We start from the raw sequence: 21,349 nt of genomic DNA, 5'->3' as shown, positions 1-21,349 counted from the left end.
GGATGGTGGCTACATATTGATGTTGTGCTGTTGCTTTTTACTGAAAGCTGCTACTAACGACTCATAAATCTACCCTTAATCGTGTATTGGATGATAGTTGCGGATTTTAGGGTGGAAAGGATTCGTTGTTTGTCTCTCGGATTTTCTTGTGGTATTTGGGAGAAGTCCAGTCTGCTTTGAAAACACAAGACTGGAGCAAAGCTGATGAAGTATTAGGAATGATTGAGACTTATCAGCAGGCTAAAAGTCAAGGTCTCGACATAAGCCCCAAGAAGATGCAGGCAGAAATCAAATATAATCAGATGAATATTTTCCGTCAGTGCAAGATTGGCTATCTGATTGCTGGAGGATTATTGCTGGTACTAGCATTTGCAGCTATGTTTAATGACCTCCGGAAATTGAATTGGCTTTTCTGGCTGCTGCTGGGATTGGTTGTTGCTGTTTTTGGATTCCATACATACGGAATGGGAGTCCGTTGGTATATAGCCGGCTATGCGCCATGGAGTAATTCGTACGAGACGATGGTGTATGTTGCTTGGGCTACGGTTGCCGCCGGTTTGATGTTTGTCCGTCGTAGTCGGATAACGATGGCTTTGGCAACTTTATTCGGAGGAATCATCTTGTTCGTTTCAGGTCTGAACTGGATGGATCCGGAAATTAGTCCGTTAGTTCCTGTGTTAAAATCTCCGTGGCTGATGTTTCATGTGGCAGTTATTGTGGCTGCTTATGGTTTCTTCGGTATCTGTTGTTTGCTGGGAATTACCAATATGGTGGTTATGACGCTGGCAAGTGACAAAAATCAAGGAATGTTGCAAACACGGATACGGGAATTGACCATCGTAAACGAAATGGCCATGCTGATAGGTCTCGCATTGATGACGATCGGAACATTCTTAGGAGCCGTTTGGGCCAACGAATCGTGGGGACGTTATTGGGGTTGGGATCCAAAAGAAACGTGGGCTTTGATTACCATGATTGTCTATGCGTTGGTAGAACACTTGCGGTTAGTCCGGAGATGGTATAATGCCTGGTCTTTTAACTTCTTATCTGTTATGGCTTTTTGCTCGGTACTGATGACATTCTTCGGCGTGAACTATTTCCTGAGTGGAATGCATTCTTACGGAGAGAATGACCAGGTACACGGAATATTTATTTATATATTTGTTTCCCTTGCAGTGATAGTCGTTATTTCGGCAATCGCTTATTGGAAATATCGTTCTAAATTGTCGAACGTAAATCAAGAAGTAGAATAATTTTTTTATGTCAAATAATTAAAACAGCTAATGCTATGAGAACGTTAAATCATTTTGGTGTTCCGGTAAATTACAAACCGGAAGGTGCCATGTATAACGAAGGTTTGAATGTCTGGTTGACAGACTTCAGTAAGAGTGCTAACAAAATAGAGTTTATCTATCTGGAATCAGGAGAAAGTCCATTGCCAGAAAAAGTTTTGACAACAGCACATATCGCTTATCAAGTTCCATCATTGGAAGAAGCGTTGAAAGGACAAAAAGTAATTTTTGGTCCGGCTGTTTGCGATGAACACCTGACAATTGCTTTCATCGAAGAAGAAGGTATCGCTATTGAGTTAATGGAAATCAAGTAATAAACCCTAAAAATTGAATGTTATGGCTGAAATTATGACAAAATTCATCAATGATCCGCAGCATATCACACAAGAACTGCTGGAAGGTTATGTATTGGCTTATCCTGATCAGGTTAAGTTGGCCGCTGAGAATATCGTAGTTCGTACACATCCGAAGAGTGAAGATAAAGTTGCTATCGTAACATTAGGTGGTTCTGGTCACGAACCCGCTTTGAGTGGTTTTGTAGGCGAAGGTATGTTGGACTGCTCAGTTGTAGGTGATATTTTCGCTGCTCCGGGAGCTCAACGTTTGTTCCAGGCTTTGCAGTTGATGAAACGTGAAGCTGGTATCTTGTTGGTTGTATTGAACCACTCAGGTGATATCATGAGTGCCAATATGGCTTGTCAGTTGGCTGCTCGTGTAGGTATCAAAGTTAAGCAGATCGTAACTCATGATGATATCAGTGCTGGTATTGGCGCTGATGACAAAGACCGTCGTGGTTTGGCTGGTTGTGTTCCTTTGTATAAGATTCTGGGTGCAGCATCAGAAGAAGGAAAGTCTTTGGACGAATTGGTAGAAATCGGAGAACGTTATAATAAACATTGTGCTACATTGGCTGTTGCTATGCGTGCATGTACACATCCGCAGAATGGTGCTACTATTACAGATCTGCCTGCAGGTGTGATGGAAATCGGAATGGGACAACACGGTGAAGGTGGTGGCGGTCAGAAGCCTTTGGTTTCTGCAGATGCTACTGCTGCTGAAATGGTTGATTTGTTGTGCCAGCAGTTGAAACCGGCTGCCGGAAGCAAAGCCTTGTTGATCATTAACGGTGTAGGTGCTACTACTCACATGGAATTGAATATTGTTTTCCGTAAGGCATATCGTGAATTGGAAAGCCGTGGCATTACAGTTGCTTGCAGCCGTATCCAGGAAATCCTGACTGTACAGGAACAGGCTGGATTCCAGATGATCATGGCTTTGCTGGACGATGATCACATCGCTTATTTGAATAAACAGTCAAATGCTCCGTATTGGACTACAATTGGTAAATAAATAGTATGGATAAACTGACAATTGCTGATTTCAAGGCAATGATGAACAAAGCCTTGGAAAATATTAAAGCACGTGAAGAAGAATTCTCCAAGTTGGATGCCGTAATTGGTGATGGCGATCATGGAACTGCTATTGTAACAGCTCTGTCTTGCATCGTCCGTTCTGCACAGCAAGGAACAGAATTCAAGTCTATGCTGATGGACATGGGTATGAACGTGATGCTCGAAGTGAGCGGTTCAACCAGTACATTATTGGGTGCTTTGTTCTTAGGCATGAGCGATTGTGCTGAAGGTACAGAATTGGATGCCGAAGGTGTTAAGAAAATGTTTGCCGGTGGTTTGGCAAATGTAAAACAACAAACCAGTGCACAAGTGGGAGATAAGACCATGATGGATGCTTTGATCCCTGCTGTCGAAGCCATCCAGAATTGTCCTTCTAACGATATAAAGGAAGTGCTTCAGGCTGGTGCAAAGGCAGCTTTGGCAGGAGCTGAATCAACTATTCAGTTGAAAGCTAATTTCGGACGTGCCCGTAATTATGGCGAACGTTCTGTTGGCTATATGGATAGTGGTGCTGCTTCTTGGAGCTGTATGTTTGCTTCTTTCGCAGAAATTGGATAATAAGAAAAATGTCAAAGTAACTGGTAGAGATTTTCTGCTGGTTACTTTGACCTTAAATAGATAATTGTTTAACGAATAAAAAAGAGAAAATTATGCCAGATATGGAAGGCTTCAGAGAAGCCAGCAATTTTGGGTTCGATCAGGCACAGTCTGTAGAAAACTTTCACGTAAAAGGTGCAGCTAATCTTTCATGGGGTATGAAAGACCGTTTAAGCCGTATTTTCAATCCGAAGACCGGTAAAGCTGTTTTATTGGCTTTTGACCATGGTTTTATTATGGGACCGACTTCTGGTTTGGAACGTATCGACTTGAGCATTGTTCCGCTTACTCAGTATGCTGACTGCTTGATGTGTACACGCGGTATTTTGCAATCTTCTATTCCTGCCGCTACAAACAAACCGATTTGTTTGCGTTCAGATGCAGGTTCTTCTATCTTGACAGAATTGAACCGTAACGTTCTGATCGACGTAGAAGATGCTATCCGCTTGAATGCTTCAGCTATGGCTGTTATGTTTGCTGCCGGTGACGAAGAACGTGAAGCTGTTACTGCTGCTAATTTGGTAAAAGCTGTAGATTTGGGTAATCGCTATGGTATTCCTGTAATGGGTGTAACTGCTGTAGGAAAACAAATGGCTCGCGATGCGCGTTATTTCGCATTGGCTTCACGTATGTGTGCTGAAAATGGTGCTGCTATTGTGAAGACATATTATTGCGATGGCTTTGAACGTGTAGCTGCAACTTGTCCGGTTCCTATTGTAATCGCCGGAGGTAAGAAAGTGCCCGAATTAGATGCTTTGCAGCTTTGCTATAAAGCCGTTCAGGATGGTGCTTGTGGTGTAGATATGGGACGTAACGTATTCCAGAGCGAACATCCGCTGGCTATGATTCAAGCAGTTCATGCAGTTGTACATGATGGTATTACTGCTGAACAGGGATACGAAATGTATCAAGATCTGTCTAAATAAATTTATTTATATCGAGTAAGCTGATAGAATCTGTTTCAGTCCGTTATCCGGACGTAATATCAGATTCTGTCAGCTTTTTTACTAACTGTATATTTATTATGAAATCAATATTTACTTATCTGTGTATGGTTTGTATGATGTTGGGATTGTTCTCATGCGGGCAGAAGAGTGAAAAATTATTGTTAGCCGGTTCTGGTTGGAATAAAATTGTCATTATTGATAAAGAAACCAAGAAAGTAGAGTGGGAACATCCATTGGAAAAAGGCTGGGAATGTAATTCAGCCAGCTGGACACCTGATGGAAATATCCTGTTTTCGTATGCCAAAGGTGTTAAGCTGATCAACAAGCAAGGTGAGGAATTATGGAATATTCCGGCTGATGCAGGTTCTGAATTTCAGACAGCCCGTGTATTGGATAACGGAAATTATCTGGTAGCTGAATGCGGTCATCCGGCTAAAATATTCGAAGTTAGTCCGAAGGGAGAAATTATTCGTGAGACTGCCTACGAAACAGGTATTGAAGTGCCTCATGCTCAGTTCCGCCATGTGAATGTAGATAAAGATGGAAACTATCTGGTTCCTTTGTTTGAAACAGCTGATGTACGGGTAATCGATGTAGAAGGAAATTTACTGCGTACCATCAAGATGCCGGGTAATATGTATTGTGTCAGCAAACTGGCTAATGGAAATTATGTAGGCGCTTGCGGTGATTCACATCGTTATGTAGAATTTAATTTGGAAAGTGGTGAAATCTTGCGTACGGTCAATTCAGGAGATATCGAAGGCGTTGAGTTCTGTTTTGTAGCTCAGCTGTTGCCGACTAAAGATGGCGGTTTATATATCTGTAATTGGCAAGGTCATGATCCGAGCGTTGCTTCCAAGAATATTCCTCAATTAATGGAGATCGACAAGAACGGAAAAATCGTTTGGGAAGTTAACGACAACAAGAACTTCGGAATGATTTCATCTATCTCGGTTGTTAAATGATTTTCGTAGGAGAGACGTCTGACAACTCAAAATGAAAGGACTATGACTGAAACGATTCGTTCCAAAGAAAGAGTATGGGCTGTTGATGCCTTGCGTGGATTTGCTGTGATGGCGATCATTTTACTGCATAACATAGAGCATTTCAACTTTTATTCTTTCCCTGAAACTGCTTCGCCTTTTTTGTCTAGCTTGGATACTCATCTGTGGGATATGCTTTTCTTTGCTTTTGCAGGAAAGTCGTATGCGATTTTTGCCTTACTTTTTGGCTTTACTTTCTATTTGCAGCATCATAATTGTGAGATGAGGGGGGAAGACTTTCGGAATCGCTATATGTGGCGGCTTGTATTGCTGTTGCTGTTCGGTTTTGTAAATGCCATCTTTTTCCCGGGTGAGATATTGGTCCTGTATGCCCTGATAGGTTTTGTCTTGGTGCCTGTGCGGCATTTGAAGGATCGGACTGTGGCATGGATTGCTTTGATTCTGATGTTGCAGCCGTTGGAGTGGATAAAAGTGATTTATGCGTGTCTGGTACCGGATGCGAATCCGCAACAGACTTATTTCTCGCTGGGTGATGTGTATCCACAATTAGGAGGACATTCCTTTTGGGAAATGCTGAAAGCGAACTTTGTCACAGGGCAGTTGGCTAGCTTGAACTGGGCGTGGTCTCATGGTAGGGTATTCCAAACAGCCTCTTTGTTTATGCTGGGTATGTTGTTGGGAAGAAAAGGGTTGTTCGTATATGCTGGTGAGAATCGTGAACGGGTAGCTGCTTTCTGGCAACGCGTTGCCTTTTTGGCTTTGCCTTCGGCTGTGGTCCTTTATTATCTGAAAGACTTTATTTATTCGCAGATAGAGAATCCGTTCCTGAAGTCGTCGATGCGGACGATTTGGGATTCGTGGTACAATCTGGCGGGAATGTTGCTGATTGTTTCAGGATTTCTGTTGCTCTATTGGGTGAATGAAGGCAAGGTTCAGAAGATTCTGGTTCCGTATGGAAAGATGAGTCTGACGGATTACGTCACGCAATCACTGATTGGCAGTTTCTTGTATTTCGGTTACGGACTGGAACTGCATTTGGTTTGCGGGACGACTTATAGTCTGCTGATAGGAATTGTTTTCCTTGTACTGCAGGTGGCATTTGCTCATTGGTGGTTCCGTCATTTCCGTCGGGGTCCGCTGGAAACCATTTGGCACCGGTTGACGTGGATCGGAAAGAAATAAGCATATAGATTCTGATTATAGTATTCTCTTCAATGAAATTTCTGGAAAGTCTCAGGTTTCTAAATCCTAGGCTTTCCAGAAATTTTTGTATTGATAGCTTCCTTTGTTTTCCGTATGTAATTATGAGGGAGTAATATCTCGATTCCCTGCTATTATGAATTAAGCATTCTTATCTTTCGGTAAAATCAGATTAAGTACAACTCCCACGATGGCGGCAAGCCCGATTCCGGATAGCGATAATTCACCCCAGGAGAAAGTGGCGCCTCCTATACCGATGGTCAGCGTCAGGGAGAAGATGATGATGTTCCGGGTATTCGTCAGATCTACCTTGTGCTGCAACATGTTGGTTACACCGGCTGTGGCAATGGTGCCGAAGATCAGCAGCATGATGCCTCCCAGTACGGCATTGGGAATGGATTTTAAGAGGGCACTGATTTTCCCGACCAAAGAGAATAGAATGGCAGTTACGGCCGCAATGCGTATCACTTGCGGATGGGTCACTTTGGTGATAGACATGGCTCCGGTTACTTCGGCATAAGTAGTAACAGGAGGTCCTCCCAAAACTCCGGCTATCATGCAGGCAATTCCGTCGCCCAACAGGGTACGGTGAAGGCCGGGATCTTTCACGAAGTCTTTGTTGGCTACCGTATTGACTACATAGATATTCCCGATGTGCTCAATCACGGGGGCGATGGCTACGGGAAGCATGAAGACAAAGGCTTCCCACGAGAAGGTGGGATGTACGAACTTCGGCAGTTTGAACCAGGCGGCTTCGCGTACGCTGCTCAGATCGACTTCATAGAAGAACAGGGCAGCCAGATAGCCGACTCCGATTCCACAGAAGATGGGGATCAGTTTGAGCAGGCCTTTGGCTTTCAAGGATACAATGACGGCTGTGGCCAGCGAGATCAGAGCCAGCACCCAATTCTCTTCGGCCATCTGGACGCCTGTGCCTGCCAGGGTTATACCTATGAGGATGATGACGGGACCGATTACAACCGGCGGGAAGATGCGGTTGATGACCGATAGTCCCTGCCATTTGACCAGGGCACTCATGGCGAAATAGACCAATCCTACTCCGGTCAGTCCGAAAAGGGTTCCTGAAAGACCATATAATTCGGTGGCCTTGATGATGGGGGCGATGAAGGCAAAGCTGCTGCCCAGAAAGATGGGCACTCTCCCTTTACTTACCAGGTGGAAGATCAATGTCCCGATTCCGGCGGTAAATAGGGCTGTCGATGGGTCGAGGCCGACCAACAAAGGTACCAGTACAGTGGCTCCGAAAGCCACGAAGAGGAATTGTACGCCGACAATCCCTTTTCGGATGGGCGAAAGTGTTGTATCCGTTAGATTCATAGGTTATGTAAGTATAAAAGATTCAAACTCCGTAAAATTACGATAACCTGTTTCTTTCTCCAAATTTTCTGAAGGATTGTTGCCGGGAATGGCTTTCTGTCGGGTGTTTGTTTTGTTCTATGGGTGGCTTGGTTTATCTTTGCAGCTGGAAAATAGATACAGATATGAAAAGAGTTTTTTGCCCGAAGTGTGATCATCAGATCGCTTTTGATGAAACTAAATACGAAGAAGGAAAAGTGGTGGCATTTGTCTGTCCGCAATGTGCATCACAGTTCAAGATTAAGATTGGGCGGAAGGTGGTCCGCTCGAAGTCTGGTTTGGAGAAGGAAGTAAAGGAGCCCGATTTCTCGTGTGGCTTTATTACGGTTATCGAGAATGCCTTTGCCTTTAAGCAGGATTTGCCCTTGGTGTTGGGCGATAATGTGATCGGCCGCCGCAACAAAGATACCGATGGTGTGGATGTCCCGATCATTACCAGCGATCCGAGTATGGGACGCAAGCATTGTGTGATTCATGTCAAGCAGGATGCCGCAGGCAAGTTCTGCTATACCTTGCGCGATTTCCCCAGCTTGACGGGTACGTTCCTGCGGAGTGAATTGCTGGGCGACCGGGAGGTGGTCCGTATCGGCGATGGGGCTGTCGTGACGATCGGGGCAACTACGTTTATCCTGCATACGCCCGACGGAGAAGAATTAGAAGATTAAACGACTAAATATAATGGAAATATCATGAAAAGATTACTATTGTTAGGATGGCTGGCATGTATGTGTCTTTCACTCTTTGCCCAGCAGAAGGCGCCTAAATGGATGGAAAAACAGAAAAAGGCGATCGCGAAGATTACTACATACAAGGAAGATGGTACGACCTTGCATACAGGTACCGGCTTCTTTATTTCGGAAGACGGAAAGTTGCTCTCGGCTTATTCGCTCTTCAACGGGGCTTACAAGGCGACGGTTACTGACGGAGGCGGAAAGACCTACGAGGTATCGACGGTATTGGCGGCCGACGAATTGTATGACGTGATCAAGCTACAGGTGGAAGTGCCCAAGAAGGTGAGCTTCCTGAAGATGGCAGCCGCTCCCCTGGCTGTGGGTGCGCCGGTTTATCTGCAGCCTTATACGGATGCCAAGGTGAAGACCTTCGCTACGGGTAAGGTGGAAGAGGTGACCAAACTGAAAGATGTTTATCATTACTATAAATTGTCTTTCCCGCTCGAGGTAAGCTGGGTGAATGCGCCTGTGCTGAACGAAGAGGGCGAGGTATTCGGTTTGGCGCAAGAGGATGCTTCGGGCAAGAAAGAGGTATCGTATGCGGTATCGGCAGCTTATGCCGAGAGCCTGCAGATCTCGACGATGGATATGCTGAGTTCTACCTACACGGCTATCGGGATCAAGAAGGCATGGCCTGCCGATCGGGAGCAGGCACAGATTGCTTTGTTCTTGATGGGCAATTCGCAGGATGCCCAAACGTATCTGAATACACTGAATGATTTTGTGGCAGCTTTCCCCGACTGGTCGGAGAGTTATATCCGCCGGGCTTCGCATTATGCCTATCACCGGACCGATTTGGCCAACGACCGGGCCGGACAGTTGCAGTATCTCGAGAAAGCCCAGGCAGATATGAAGCAGGCGCTCGATCTGGCCGAAAAGAAAAGTGACGTGCTTTATAGCGAGGCGCAGCTGATTTACAGTGTGGCCCTCTCTGATTCTACCTTGAAGGATACGGACTGGACGGTCGAGCATGCACAGAACCGACTGACGGAGGCCATGACGGCCGAGAATAATCCGGTGTATCACCAGCTTCAGGGGGAAATGTATTTCAATCAGGGAAAATATGACGAGGCCTATCAGGAATACATGATTGTCAACCGGAGCGATGCGGCCAATGCCAGCTCGTGGTATATGGCTGCCAAATCGAAGTCGTCTAAGCAGGGTGGCGTGAATATCGGCGAGGTCATCCAGCTGCTCGATAGTACGATCGCTTGTTATGGCGAGTCGATGAATCCGGAAATGGCGCCTTATATCCTCGAGCGTATCGACTGGCGGCTGAAGCTGATGCAGTATGAACAGGCGGTGGCCGACTATGACTTATATTATAAGGTAGTAGGCGGACGGGTGGACGATTCGTTCTATTACCTGCGCGAACAGGCCAAGTTCCGCCAGGGAGATCTGGAAGGAGCCTTGCAGGATATCCGTCAAGCGATGGCCATCAACGCCAAAAGCCCGATGTATCTGGCCGAAGAGGCTTCGATCTTTATTCGCCAGAAGAAGTATGCCGAGGCTTTGCAGAGTATCGACAAGGCCTTGGCGCTGGCTCCCGACTTTGCAGCCTGCTACCGTCTGCGTGGGGTTTGCTTCCTCCGCACCGAAAAGAAGGATGCTGCCTGCGAGGCTTTCAACAAAGCCAAAGAGCTGGGTGATCCGGTAGCCGATAAGCTGATCAAGGAGAATTGCCAATAATAGGCTTCCATTCGGTACGGGTTTTACGAGAATATTAATCCCTCATCGGATATAGGGAATGCGAGTAGAGGCGCAGCGTGCTGCGCCTCCATCCAGCGTGAAAGGATAAAACAACAAATAACACAATAAATTCATTCGTTATTATATTGATTGTTATTTGGATGTGTAGAGCGTCGTTATGAGGCGCAGCAGCGCTGCGCCTCTACAGTCGCCAGGCAAGTTCCATGAATAAATGTGGGAGAAAAAGATAATTCTCCATTGTCAATTCTCAATTATCAATTGTTTCGGCCTCGTTCTGGTGAGCGTTAAGCGGAGGAACGAAGTGGAGCGGCCGGAGCGTCGCTGTCTGAGCCGAAGGCGAGTTTGCGGCGCGCACAGCGAAACGCAGTGACGGAGTAGCTCAGCAGACGCAGCCTTGACCTTTTGGTACTTTTGGGTCAAGCCAAAAGTACGAATACGAACTTGATCTTTTGGTTCTTTTGCATCAAGGCAAAAGAACGTACACAGTCTGCGACAAGCCAAAAGAACAGATACGAACACCAAATCCAATACCAAAATCAACTCTTCCTATACCTGCACTTTCAATTATTTTTATTTAATTTGCCATACTTCTCAATAGGAAAAGAGAACTGTTGTCTTGGCGGAACTCTTTCTGTTCTGAGGTGAAACAAGGTAAAAATCACGAATCGGAGTGTACATGTGATCTACCACCGTTGGCAGATTTTCAGTACCGGATCACATGTGATTTCCCATTGAGAATAGATTTTTGGTATCAGATCAGGTGTGATCTGGCCTTGTCAATGAATTTTTGGTCCCAGATCACTGGTGATTTCGTCTGTTTTTAGATTTTCGGTCCTTGATCACTAGTGATTTTCTTCTGCAAATGGATTTTCGGTGGCAGATCACATGTGATCTTGCACTGAAAATATTTTTTCGGTCTCCGATCATATGTGAGCGACCACTGCGAAAGATTTCGCACTCAAAATCACAGGTGATCTACGACTAAAACGGAATTGTTTAACACAAAAAAGGAATGACTATGAATGTATTTCCTGCAATCGAAGGTAGTTCATGCTATCGCTACAACAACGCCTTGCATATGAGTTTCCACGACCACATGCACCAGGTGTTTGCCGGCTATTTGGAGGACTACCTGAAGAAACTCAATTTGACGCAGGCCATAGTAGATGAGTATGGGGACGATGTGGAGGTCGAACAAGACCTCAACAGAAAGAGTTCCGCCAATACTAATACCATCAAGATGGACGAGGAAGATGCCGAGCGCGACCGCCTGCTGTCGGTCATGTTCTACATGGTATCGAATGGCCTGAAGGCTTCGAAGGCGGCGGTCAAGGCTGCTGCCCAGCAGCTCGACGTGGTGATTCGTCCCTACAAAGGGGCGCAAGGTGTGGCAGACGATGCCGAAACTTCTCTGATTAAGGGTTTGATCCTGGATTTACGAAAGGAAGAAAACACGGCGGCGGTCACGACGCTGGGGTTGGATGCTACGGTAGACGAGCTGGAAGAAGCCAACAACAACTTCGACGCCGCTAAAAACAAACGGACAAGCGAACGCGCCCTGACCGAGGGCGATAACCTGAAGGATGCACGGAGCAAGACCGACACGGTGTATCAGAACATGTGTACCCTCATCTCGGCGGCTGCCCTTATGGCTGCTACGCCCGAAGATCTGGAGTTTGTCGTTTCGGTCATCAACGAGATGAACCGCGTGATTGCCAATCACAAGACAAGCTACACCCAGAGCCAGGCGCAAAAGAAGTCCAACAAGCCGGAAGAAGGCGAAACCGTTGAGAAGTAACAATTGTCCGGGTGGATTTGTACCTCCGCCCGGACGTGCTCCGTCCTTTCCGGCTTGATGCTGAAAGGACAGCGTATCATCATTAAAAAACAAACTATTGGGAAACAAGCGGTCTTTGAAAGAATTTTAATCGAAATAGATAGTTCTGTGTCAGAAAATAAGTTACCTTTGTCGTGTAAATAAAAGACGAAGCCTTATGAAAAAAAAGACAGAACAAAAAGTCCAATCCGTTTTCCGTCGAGTGTTGGACGACAAACAAGCCATACGGGAGTGTATTCAAAAAGGAGAAGACATCAAACAAGTAGCCAAAGATCGTGGAATCAAGTTTGCAACGCCCGTATGAAGTGGTAAAGAATAAAGATTGGGACTATTCATTTCAAACAAAGCATGGCATTATTTACCATGCTTATTTTATAGAATTTTCCAACTATCATCCAGCTTTTTCCGATGTTTACACATTCAATATCGAACCGGAAACGGACAAGCCACATCCCTTGGATGTCAGAATTTCAGTAACAGTCGTTTCTATTTTGCAATCTTTTTTCCGTGATAAACAAAGGGCAATGTTGATGGTGTGTGACAGTTTGGATGGTAAAGAAGAAAAGCGGAAAAACTTGTTTGACCGCTGGTTCAAGAAGTATAACGACGGGAATATCCGAAAATATGATGCGTCGGCAGTAACGGAAGATTATACTATATATGTGTCAATCTATTTGCACCGGGCGAATCCTCGGTCTCATGTTTTGCTGGATGCCTTCTATGATTTGGTAAAAAACGATTTCTATCCGATCGATTAAAATTTCTTCCCAATACCCCTTGTTTCCCAAAAACGAACGTAATCTAATGGGGAAACAAATATGGGAAAAAACATTTTACAAACAACTAACAAGCGGGTGCGGCCCTTATGGCTGTGTCCGCTTATAAAGAAAATCTTTACTTTATTTATCTGGCTTCTGCTGCTGCCCGTCACGGCGCTGGCGGTGGAAGGTGCGCCTAATAGTCTTTATGTTGGAGATCAGCAGGTTATCAATGGCAATAATACCACCTTCTGGACCACGGATAAATCAACAGGGGGACTGACAGAATACGAGGGTAACGATGACAATTGGAATGTCAAATACGACCCAAGCACCGTCACATTGACCCTAAAGAATGCGACCATTAAAGGAGTGTATAATAATGTAAACACATCTGGCTCCGGGATCTACGCAGCGAGTAGTTCAGGCCCCGTATCACTGAATATCGTTTTAGAGGAAGAAAACAAGGTTTCCGGAATGCATGGAATCAATGTTAGTAGTAGTGGGGGAGATGCTTCACTGAACATCAGTGGCTCCGGCAGTTTGACTGTGTCTGGCCTCAGTGGTAATGGAATAGGAATATTTATGTCCTCCCAAAACAGTGCTAATTTGACGATTGAAGAAGCAAGTGTTACAGCGTTGGGGAGTCAGGACGGCGGTTCTGGTGTCCGGTTGATCACAAGTCAGACCGGTAGTCCGAGCCTCACCATTGAGGTCAAGGGCGGCAGTTTGCAGGCTAGTGGTGAAACAAATGGAATCCATTTTCTTTCGAATGTAAATGATGCCACTGCAGTAGCTAATATGAAGGTCAGCGGCAACGCTATGGTCAAGGCTTCGAACATCATAACAACGAAGGACGGAACAGGCTCGGCTCCTGAATTGAAGCCTGCAGCCAGCGGGTCTGATGGCACCGGAGGCATCATTTGGGATGGCAAGAGCGGCACCGTGTACGGCAATGTGACCTTGCAGGAGGACATCACCATTGGCGAGGGCGAGAGCCTGACCATCGGCCAGGACGCCAATCTCACCGTGCCATTTGGCACAACCTTGACCAACAACGGTACCGTGACCACCGAAGGAGGTGGCACCTTGACCAACAACGGCAAAATCTACAACAGCGGCACCCTGCCAGACAATATTCAAGGCTCCGCACCGCCGAAGATCACCACCGCAAGCCTGCTAAACGGCACGGTGGGCACTTCTTACAGTCAGACCCTTGCATCTGACAATAATCCTACGAATTGGAGCATCACCAGCGGCACCCTGCCTGCGGGGTTGACACTGGACACCAGCACCGGCGAAATCACCGGCGCCCCCACCACGGCGGGCACTTCGACCTTTACCGTCACCGCCACCAACAGCGCCGGCAGCGACAGCAAGGAACTTTCGCTGACGGTCAAGTCCGTTTCTGTCACCGGCGTGAAGCTGGATCAAGAAAGCCTAACCTTACAGGAAAATGGCAGCGCAACCCTGACTGCTACGGTAGAGCCTGCCAATGCCAGCAATCAAGATATAACTTGGAAAAGCAGCGACACCAGCATCGCTACAGTTGATGCAAATGGAACAGTGACTGCCATAAGCGCAGGCACCGCCACGATTACCGCCACCGCTCAGGACGGAAGTGGGGTCAGCGCCTCTTGCTCCGTGACAGTGACGCATAGTATGGTACATACTCCAAAGAAAGATGCTACCTGTACCGAGGATGGAAATATCGAGTATTGGTACTGTAAAAACTGCGATAAGTATTTTAGCGATGAAAATGCGACAGAAGAACTCTCAGATGTGGTCATCCCTGCCACCGGCCACCACTATGTGAACGGCTATTGCACCAAGTGTGGTCACCGCGACCCGGATTACCGTCCCGATCCCATCAGCTACTACAACATCTATATAGAAGACGTGTGCGACGGGGTGGAAGTTACCCTCAGCAACAACGTGGTACGCGAAGGCAACAGCATCTCCGTCTATGTCAAGAAAGACACAGCGAATTACACCTTCGATAACTTCAAGGTCTATTACAAGCGCAGCTACTACGGAGGTTGGGAAGAATTGAAGGAAGGCACGCAGCCCGGCGAATACCCGATTAAAAACATCTGGACCCACATCTACATCAAAGCCGAAGGTGCGGAAGAAAAAGAAGACCCGACTGGTATCGAATCTATCGAGGGCGTGAAAGTCTATACGAAGGATGGCAGCCTCTATGTTCAAACACCGCAGCGTGAGCAAGTCATCATCGTCAGCATGAGCGGTGCAGTCGTGAAGAACGAAGAGCAGATAGGCCTGAAGCAATACCACGGCCTGCACCCCGGCATCTACATCGTCCGGGTAGGAGACAAGGCGTACAAACTTTGTTTGAATTGACAATTGATAATTGACAATTGACAACTGTAGAGGCGCAGCGTGCTGCGCCTCCAACGGACGGTATCAAGAGCCTATGCGGAAACGGAGAGAATAGATTTCTTTATCTTCAACCGCCGTATATGCAATACCGCCTGCCGGAGGCGCAACACGCTGCGCCTCTACACACTTTGGGATTGAATTGTCCATTGTCAATTATCAATTATCAATTGACAAACTCCTTCCTCCAAATGAAAATGCGCGTTGTTGTCTGCCAGGAAACGCAACACCAGCAACACCTTCTCTTGCGGGAAATCCACTGCCTGCAAAAGAGCAGAAACCGGTAGCGGACCTTGCCGGAGCAACTCTTCCAAAGCCCCCTGAATTGTGTGGAACTCAGCGTTTGTCAATCCGCTGCTATGCCGTTGCAGACAAACATCACACGTGCCGCAATCCTTGTCCTGTTTCTCTCCGAAATACCCCAGTAAGATACGGGTCCGACAAATATGCGCGTTGTGAATGTATTCCAACACCTTACTGATACGCGCCTCGTTGCGCGCCTTTCTTTCTTCGTAGGCCGACCGGGGGATCGACAGGTACTTCTGCTCTTCACGGACTTGCCGGTAGATGATCAGCGGTGTCTTCTTCTGCGGGACATAATTCACAATGCGGTATTTAGAAAGTCCCACCAGCAGATGATACACCTCGTCGGGCGTACAACCGGCACGGGTAGCAATCAGACTCTCATTGATGTAAACATAATCGGCAAACAACCCCGTATATGACCGGAGAATCGTCTTGATGACAGCATCCGTCAGTTCGTCCTGCCGCAGATAACTGTACAACTCTTTGCGTGTAGCGGTAAAGATCAGTCGGGAGGCGTTATCCACTTCTTCCACATATTCCAGGTAACCTGCCAGCTCCAGCAACTTGATGGCACTGTGCGTCTGTGTGATGGGCAACTTGAAAGCCGAACAGAAATCGGTCAGCATGAAGTCGTGTACCGTATCCAGTCCATATCCGACAGCGATCTGGAAATAATTGCCCAGCGCCTCGTATACCCGGTAAATAAATTCCTTGGGAGGAAATTCATCACTGATACGCTTCTTCAGCTGGGCCGTATCAGTAGGCGAGCAGAGAGCAACCGCATAAGCCTTACGCTCGTCACGCCCGGCCCGTCCGGCTTCCTGATAATATTCTTCGAGCGACCCCGGCATATCCAGATGCACCACGACACGTACATCCGGCTTGTCGATTCCCATACCAAAGGCATTCGTAGCGACAATGACACGGATTTCGTTGTTCTTCCATAAATTCTGTCTCCTTTCTTTCTCGTCGTGATTCAGTCCGGCATGGAAGAAATCAGCTGTGAAACCTTCTTTACGCAAATACTCGGCCACCTCTTTGGTCTTTTTCCGGTTGCGGACATAAACAATAGCCGTTCCCGGCACACGGCTGAGGATGTGCACCAGCATCTGCAGTTTATCTTCCGTCTGCCGGACGATATAAGCCAGGTTTTTCCGTGCGAAACTTTTGGAAAAGACACACTTCTTCTGGAAGAGCAACCGGTTTTGGATATCATCCACTACTTCCGGCGTGGCAGTAGCCGTAAGAGCCAGTACCGGGACATCGGGCAACTGCTTCCGGATCTCTGCAATCTTCAGATACGAAGGACGGAAATCATATCCCCACTGGGAAATACAGTGACTCTCGTCGATCACCAGCAGACTAACCTTCATCGCCTGGAGTTTGGCCAGGAAGATTTCTGTACCCAACCGTTCGGGAGAAACATACAGGAATTTGTATTCACCAAAGATGCAGTTTTCAAGCTGGGTGATAATCTCCTGCCGGCTCATCCCGGAATGAACGGAAGTCGCCTTGATCCCGATGCGTTTCAGGCTGTCCACCTGGTCTTTCATCAAGGCGATCAGTGGAGTTACAACAATACAAATACCGTCCATGAGCAAAGCCGGCACCTGGAACGTAATAGATTTGCCACCACCTGTTGGCATCAATCCCAGTGTATCGTTTCCCTCATAGACGGACTGAATAATCTCTTCCTGAAGCGGTCTGAAGGAATCGTATCCCCAGTACTTCTTCAGTACTTCTTGAAACGATGTCATACGAAATTTTTCTTTAGTTTGTTTCGGTCTTAATATCCTTAATCATCAGCTGGAAGGAAGCATTCCCGTTGTAAATGCTCTCTTCGATGGTATAGCAGATGTTGAAAGGCTTCATCAGTTTGATGTGTGCGTTATACTGGCTCATGCCGAAAGCAATTCCATGAATAGGCACACTGGCTGCTTTACTGTCAATAATCTCCAGTTTGATATGTTCCTGATCCCGTCCGACAAGCTTGCTGGTTCCATAGTCTTGCACACCGTATGTACAGAAGATCGGTTTCTGGTTGTTAGGACCAAACGGACTCATCTTCTTCAGGTCACTCAGGAACTTGGGCGTGATCTCTTTCAAATCCAGAATCGCGTCAATATCCAACTGAGGAATCATTTGTTCCGGAATGATATGTTCGGCTGCCAATTGGAAAAACCGCTGCCTGAAGGCTTCCAGATTCTCTTCCTTTAAAGAGAAGCCCACTGCATACGTATGTCCACCAAAGCTTTCCAGCAAATCCCGGCATCCTTCGATAGCCCTATAGATATCGAAGCCTGTCACAGAACGGGCCGAACCCGTAATCAGATCCGATGATTTGGTCAAGACAACAGCCGGGCGATAATACTTTTCGGTAAGCCGGGAAGCCACAATCCCGATAATCCCCTTATGCCATTTCGGATTGTAAACGATGACAGCCTTCTGGTTGTCGATATCGTTAAACTCATTGATGATGGCATTGGCCTCGTCGGTAATCTTTTTGTCGAGCTCCCGCCTTTCTTCGTTATATTGATTGATATTCTCACTCATCTTGCGGGCAATCGTACTATCTTTAGCCAACAACAGCTCGACGGCTTCTTCGCCTTTCATCATACGCCCGGAAGCATTGATACGCGGGCCGATTTTAAATACGATGTCGCTGATCGTAATTTCCTTCCCCGACAATCCACACACATCAATAATCCCTTTTAATCCTATACTGGGATTACTGTTGATTTGCCGAAGTCCGTAGTAAGCCAGGATTCTGTTCTCACCCGTAATAGGCACAATGTCTGAAGCGATACTGACAGCTGTAAACTCCAGCAATTTTTCCAATTCTGAAAAGGGACGTTTATTGCTGATGGCAAAAGCCTGCATAAACTTGAATCCGACTCCACAACCCGACAGATGTTCATAGGGGTAGATCGAATCTTTCCGTTTGGCATCGAGCACAGCTACGGCATCCGGCAGTACTTCGTCCGGCATGTGGTGATCACAGATGATGAAATCAATCCCTTTTCCCTTGGCATACTCAATCTTGTCGATCGCTTTGATACCACAATCCAGCGAAATAATCAAGGTAACACCTTGGCTATACGCATAATCAATTCCTTTAATGGATATTCCGGATCCTTCGTCATAACGATCGGGAATATAATAGAATAAATTCGAAGTATAAGCTCTTAAATACTTATACACGAGCGATACGGCAGTTGTGCCGTCCACATCATAATCCCCGTAGATGAGGATTTTCTCCTTTTCGCCTAAAGCCTGATTAAGCCGGCTGACAGCCTTCTGCATATCGGGCATCAGAAAAGGATCTTCCAAGTCGTTCAGACTAGGTCTGAAAAACTTCTTTACCTCTTTGGCAGTTTTTAATCCACGCCGAACCAATAACAAGCTGATTACCGGACTGAGTCCCAGTTCGGCAGCCAGATGGTCTCTTTCTTGAATTTCTGTCTGTGTTGGAGGTTGATAATTCCATTTGTTAGTCATTTATATATTCTTTTTCTTTTTATCTAATCTCATCTTTCATATTGCGAAAGTCGAAAGGCATGATGCATGTGCTTCATCGTACAAGATTTCTTCGTTGTAGCTGTCTGCCTAGGAGTCTGTTTTCTGTCGCAAATCAAGACCACAATATGAAAGTTCAAGCAGCGTGCTTGAATTAATCCGTAAAGTTAGAAATTATAATCGGGTTTCTTTCAGTTCTGTTACAAAAATAGTTTTTTTCTTGTTATTTTTTCTAAGTACGCAGAATGATTTGTATTTTTGTCTGACTAAAAAAGAGCGAACAATGATATCAATAGAAGAAGATATAAAAAATGCTTGTCGGATCATGCAGCAAGGAGGATTGATCCTTTATCCGACAGATACGATTTGGGGAATAGGTTGCGATGCGACAAACGAAGAGGCTGTCCGTAAAGTCTATGATCTGAAAAAGCGGGCCGATAATAAAGCCATGTTGGTTTTGATGGATAATCCGGCCAAACTGGAAACGTATGTAGAAGATGTGCCTGAGGTTGCGTGGAGTTTGATAGAGGTAGCAGACAAACCTTTGACACTTATTTATTCGAAAGGTAAAAATTTAGCGCCCAACTTACTGGGTGAAGATGGAAGTATCGGTATCCGTATTTCACAGGAAACGTTCTCAAACAAGCTTTGTTTTCAGTTTCGCAAACCGTTGGTTTCAACTTCGGCCAATGTTAGCGGAGAACCTTCGCCTGCTAATTTCAGTGAAATTTCAGAAGAAATCAAACAGGGAGTTGATTATATTGTAACTTATCGTCAGGATGATATGACTAAGGCTTCTCCATCAAGTATTATTAAATTGGGAAGCGGTGGTGTGTTTCAGATTATCCGATAATTCGTATGAGTTATAGTAAAGAGACTTGGAAATATATCATTACCGACTTCCTGACAGCAGCCTTGGTATGGTTTGCCTTCAATGTATTGCGTTATTATCAGCAGGTTGTTTTTCGAGACGCAAATACATTAGATGAATTTTTGCTATATCCGTCTGTTTGGTTGGGTCAGGTGTTCATCCCATTTTATTGGTTGGTGATCTATTATTTTTCGGGTTATTATAATAAATCATTGGCCAAGTCAAGGCTTTCCGAATTTTGGGTGACGCTTATATCTTCGGTGATAGGTGTATTTGGAATCTTTATGTTCTTGATTCTGAATGAACTTCCTATCAGGTATCAGATATATTACTATTTTTTCTTTGAATTGTTGGGATTGCATTTTACCCTTACCTATCTATTCCGTTTACGTTTGACGATGCATTTGTTGAAAAGGATTCAGCAAGGGGATTTTGCCATTCACGTTTTAGTCTTGGGAATAGGAGAGAAGGCCTTGTTGCTTTCTCAATATTTAGAGAAGGTTGGTACTAAAGTCACGGGCTTTGTCCGTATTTCATCCAAAGAGGATCTTCATGTAAATTCAGAACAGATATTGGGAAATTCGGCTGATCTTCCTGATTTGATGAAGCTGTATCCAATAGAAGAACTGGTAGTGGCAACAGATGCATTGGATGAAACGGCTTTGTCCAAGTTCCTTTATTCCTTGTATCAATATAAAAAGCCTATCAAAGTATGGATAGATAAGAAGACTATTTTGTTTTCGAAGGTACGGTTGAAGACGATTAGTGCAGTTCCATTAGCCGAAATTACTGAGAATAACTTTTCGGAAGCAGAGAAAAATATCAAGGCGTTCTCTGATCGGTTTGTTTCTTGTATAGTATTGATTGTGTTATCTCCTTTGTTCGCATATATAGCCTGGCGTGTGAAGAAAGATTCGCCGGGTCCGATTATTTACCGGCAGGAGCGAATTGGTTTTCACGGCCGTCCATTTATGATTTATAAATTTCGGACGATGTATGTGGATGCTGAAGACAGTGGTCCCAAGTTATCGCATGAAGAAGATTCCCGCATTACACCTTTTGGTGCTATTATGCGGAAGTATCGTTTGGATGAGTTGCCTCAGTTTTGGAATGTATTGAAAGGGGATATGTCGTTGGTTGGTCCTAGACCGGAACGGAAATATTTTATTGATCAGATTGTCCAGCGGGCTCCGTATTATTATTTATTACATAATGTGAAGCCGGGAATTACCTCTTTGGGAATGGTCAAGTACGGGTATGCCAGTACTGTCGACCAGATGCTGGAACGTTTGGAGTATGATATCATTTATTATGAAAATATGTCGCTGGCTTTGGATATAACCATTTTGGTGTATACGATAAAGACGGTTGTGACAGGAAAGGGTATTTGAAAT

At 45.6% G+C, this 21,349-nt stretch carries 18 protein-coding genes and 1 pseudogene; 15 read left to right on the top strand and 4 right to left on the bottom strand.

Going from position 1 to position 21,349, the window contains the following annotated elements; genetic code table 11:
- Window positions 1-113: 113 nt before the first annotated feature.
- From MUN53_RS10970 to MUN53_RS10940, 7 genes and pseudogenes are all read left to right on the top strand, one after another.
- Window positions 114-1,253: pseudogene (locus MUN53_RS10970) on the top strand (cytochrome c biogenesis protein); the annotation flags it as partial.
- A 35-nt stretch (window positions 1,254-1,288) separates the two neighbouring features.
- A complete protein-coding gene (locus MUN53_RS10965; protein WP_022455050.1) occupies window positions 1,289-1,606 on the top strand; it encodes a hypothetical protein in 318 nt (105 codons plus the stop codon).
- 22 nt (window positions 1,607-1,628) lie between these two features.
- Complete coding sequence (locus MUN53_RS10960; protein ID WP_022455049.1) at window positions 1,629-2,642, top strand: dihydroxyacetone kinase subunit DhaK; 1,014 nt, start codon at window positions 1,629-1,631, stop codon at window positions 2,640-2,642.
- Between the two features lie 5 nt (window positions 2,643-2,647).
- Window positions 2,648-3,262: a DAK2 domain-containing protein gene (locus MUN53_RS10955; RefSeq protein WP_022455048.1), complete on the top strand. Its 615-nt coding sequence runs from the start codon at window positions 2,648-2,650 to the stop codon at window positions 3,260-3,262.
- 101 nt (window positions 3,263-3,363) lie between these two features.
- On the top strand, window positions 3,364-4,227 hold the full coding sequence (lsrF, locus tag MUN53_RS10950) for a 3-hydroxy-5-phosphonooxypentane-2,4-dione thiolase (protein WP_394803072.1): 864 nt from the start codon (window positions 3,364-3,366) through the stop codon (window positions 4,225-4,227).
- Between the two features lie 98 nt (window positions 4,228-4,325).
- Window positions 4,326-5,213 (top strand): beta-propeller domain-containing protein, encoded by an 888-nt coding sequence (locus tag MUN53_RS10945; RefSeq protein ID WP_243325454.1) that lies wholly within the window; start codon window positions 4,326-4,328, stop codon window positions 5,211-5,213.
- A gap of 42 nt (window positions 5,214-5,255) precedes the next feature.
- Window positions 5,256-6,434 (top strand): DUF418 domain-containing protein, encoded by a 1,179-nt coding sequence (locus MUN53_RS10940; protein ID WP_243325453.1) that lies wholly within the window; start codon window positions 5,256-5,258, stop codon window positions 6,432-6,434.
- Between the two features lie 159 nt (window positions 6,435-6,593).
- Here MUN53_RS10940 and MUN53_RS10935 read toward each other — a convergent pair whose 3' ends face one another.
- Window positions 6,594-7,790 (bottom strand): uracil-xanthine permease family protein, encoded by a 1,197-nt coding sequence (locus MUN53_RS10935; protein WP_243325452.1) that lies wholly within the window; start codon window positions 7,788-7,790, stop codon window positions 6,594-6,596.
- 164 nt (window positions 7,791-7,954) lie between these two features.
- Between MUN53_RS10935 and MUN53_RS10930 the strand changes: the two genes are divergently transcribed.
- The 6 genes from MUN53_RS10930 to MUN53_RS10905 all read left to right on the top strand — a co-directional run bounded on the left by MUN53_RS10930 (window position 7,955) and on the right by MUN53_RS10905 (window position 15,226).
- Window positions 7,955-8,494, top strand: coding sequence for an FHA domain-containing protein (locus MUN53_RS10930; RefSeq protein WP_022455043.1), 540 nt, complete (start codon window positions 7,955-7,957; stop codon window positions 8,492-8,494).
- Between the two features lie 24 nt (window positions 8,495-8,518).
- Window positions 8,519-10,249, top strand: a complete 1,731-nt coding sequence (locus MUN53_RS10925) for a S1 family peptidase (RefSeq protein WP_243325451.1) — start codon at window positions 8,519-8,521, stop codon at window positions 10,247-10,249.
- A 1,039-nt stretch (window positions 10,250-11,288) separates the two neighbouring features.
- A complete protein-coding gene (locus MUN53_RS10920) occupies window positions 11,289-12,068 on the top strand; it encodes a DUF6261 family protein (protein ID WP_243325450.1) in 780 nt (259 codons plus the stop codon).
- Window positions 12,069-12,264: 196 nt separating this feature from the next.
- Window positions 12,265-12,411, top strand: a complete 147-nt coding sequence (locus tag MUN53_RS10915; RefSeq protein ID WP_243325449.1) for a hypothetical protein — start codon at window positions 12,265-12,267, stop codon at window positions 12,409-12,411.
- A complete protein-coding gene (locus MUN53_RS10910; protein WP_243325448.1) occupies window positions 12,383-12,865 on the top strand; it encodes a DUF6169 family protein in 483 nt (160 codons plus the stop codon). Before MUN53_RS10915 ends, MUN53_RS10910 begins: the two co-directional genes overlap by 29 nt.
- Window positions 12,866-12,925: 60 nt before the next feature.
- Window positions 12,926-15,226 carry an Ig-like domain-containing protein gene (locus MUN53_RS10905; protein WP_243325447.1) on the top strand — a complete coding sequence of 767 codons (2,301 nt, stop codon included), beginning with the start codon at window positions 12,926-12,928 and terminating at the stop codon, window positions 15,224-15,226.
- A 63-nt stretch (window positions 15,227-15,289) separates the two neighbouring features.
- Here the strand turns inward: MUN53_RS10905 and MUN53_RS18305 are convergent, their stop codons facing one another.
- From MUN53_RS18305 to recJ, 3 genes are read right to left on the bottom strand one after another with little or no spacing between them, the layout of a single operon-like run.
- A complete protein-coding gene (locus MUN53_RS18305; RefSeq protein WP_262918226.1) occupies window positions 15,290-15,412 on the bottom strand; it encodes a hypothetical protein in 123 nt (40 codons plus the stop codon).
- A 2-nt stretch (window positions 15,413-15,414) separates the two neighbouring features.
- Window positions 15,415-17,325 (bottom strand): RecQ family ATP-dependent DNA helicase, encoded by a 1,911-nt coding sequence (locus MUN53_RS10900; RefSeq protein ID WP_243325446.1) that lies wholly within the window; start codon window positions 17,323-17,325, stop codon window positions 15,415-15,417.
- Window positions 17,326-17,338: 13 nt separating this feature from the next.
- A complete protein-coding gene (gene recJ, locus MUN53_RS10895) occupies window positions 17,339-19,066 on the bottom strand; it encodes a single-stranded-DNA-specific exonuclease RecJ (RefSeq protein ID WP_243325445.1) in 1,728 nt (575 codons plus the stop codon).
- Between the two features lie 310 nt (window positions 19,067-19,376).
- On the opposite strand from recJ, the gene MUN53_RS10890 reads away from it, so the two are divergent.
- Together MUN53_RS10890 and MUN53_RS10885 are read left to right on the top strand one after the other, a co-directional pair.
- Window positions 19,377-19,937 (top strand): L-threonylcarbamoyladenylate synthase, encoded by a 561-nt coding sequence (locus MUN53_RS10890; protein ID WP_243325455.1) that lies wholly within the window; start codon window positions 19,377-19,379, stop codon window positions 19,935-19,937.
- 5 nt (window positions 19,938-19,942) lie between these two features.
- Window positions 19,943-21,346: a sugar transferase gene (locus MUN53_RS10885; protein WP_243325444.1), complete on the top strand. Its 1,404-nt coding sequence runs from the start codon at window positions 19,943-19,945 to the stop codon at window positions 21,344-21,346.
- Window positions 21,347-21,349 lie beyond the last annotated feature (3 nt).

This window comes from Parabacteroides faecalis (assembly GCF_022809355.1).
GTDB classification, from domain to species: domain Bacteria; phylum Bacteroidota; class Bacteroidia; order Bacteroidales; family Tannerellaceae; genus Parabacteroides; species Parabacteroides faecalis.
This window is presented reverse-complemented; position numbering and strand designations above follow the sequence as displayed.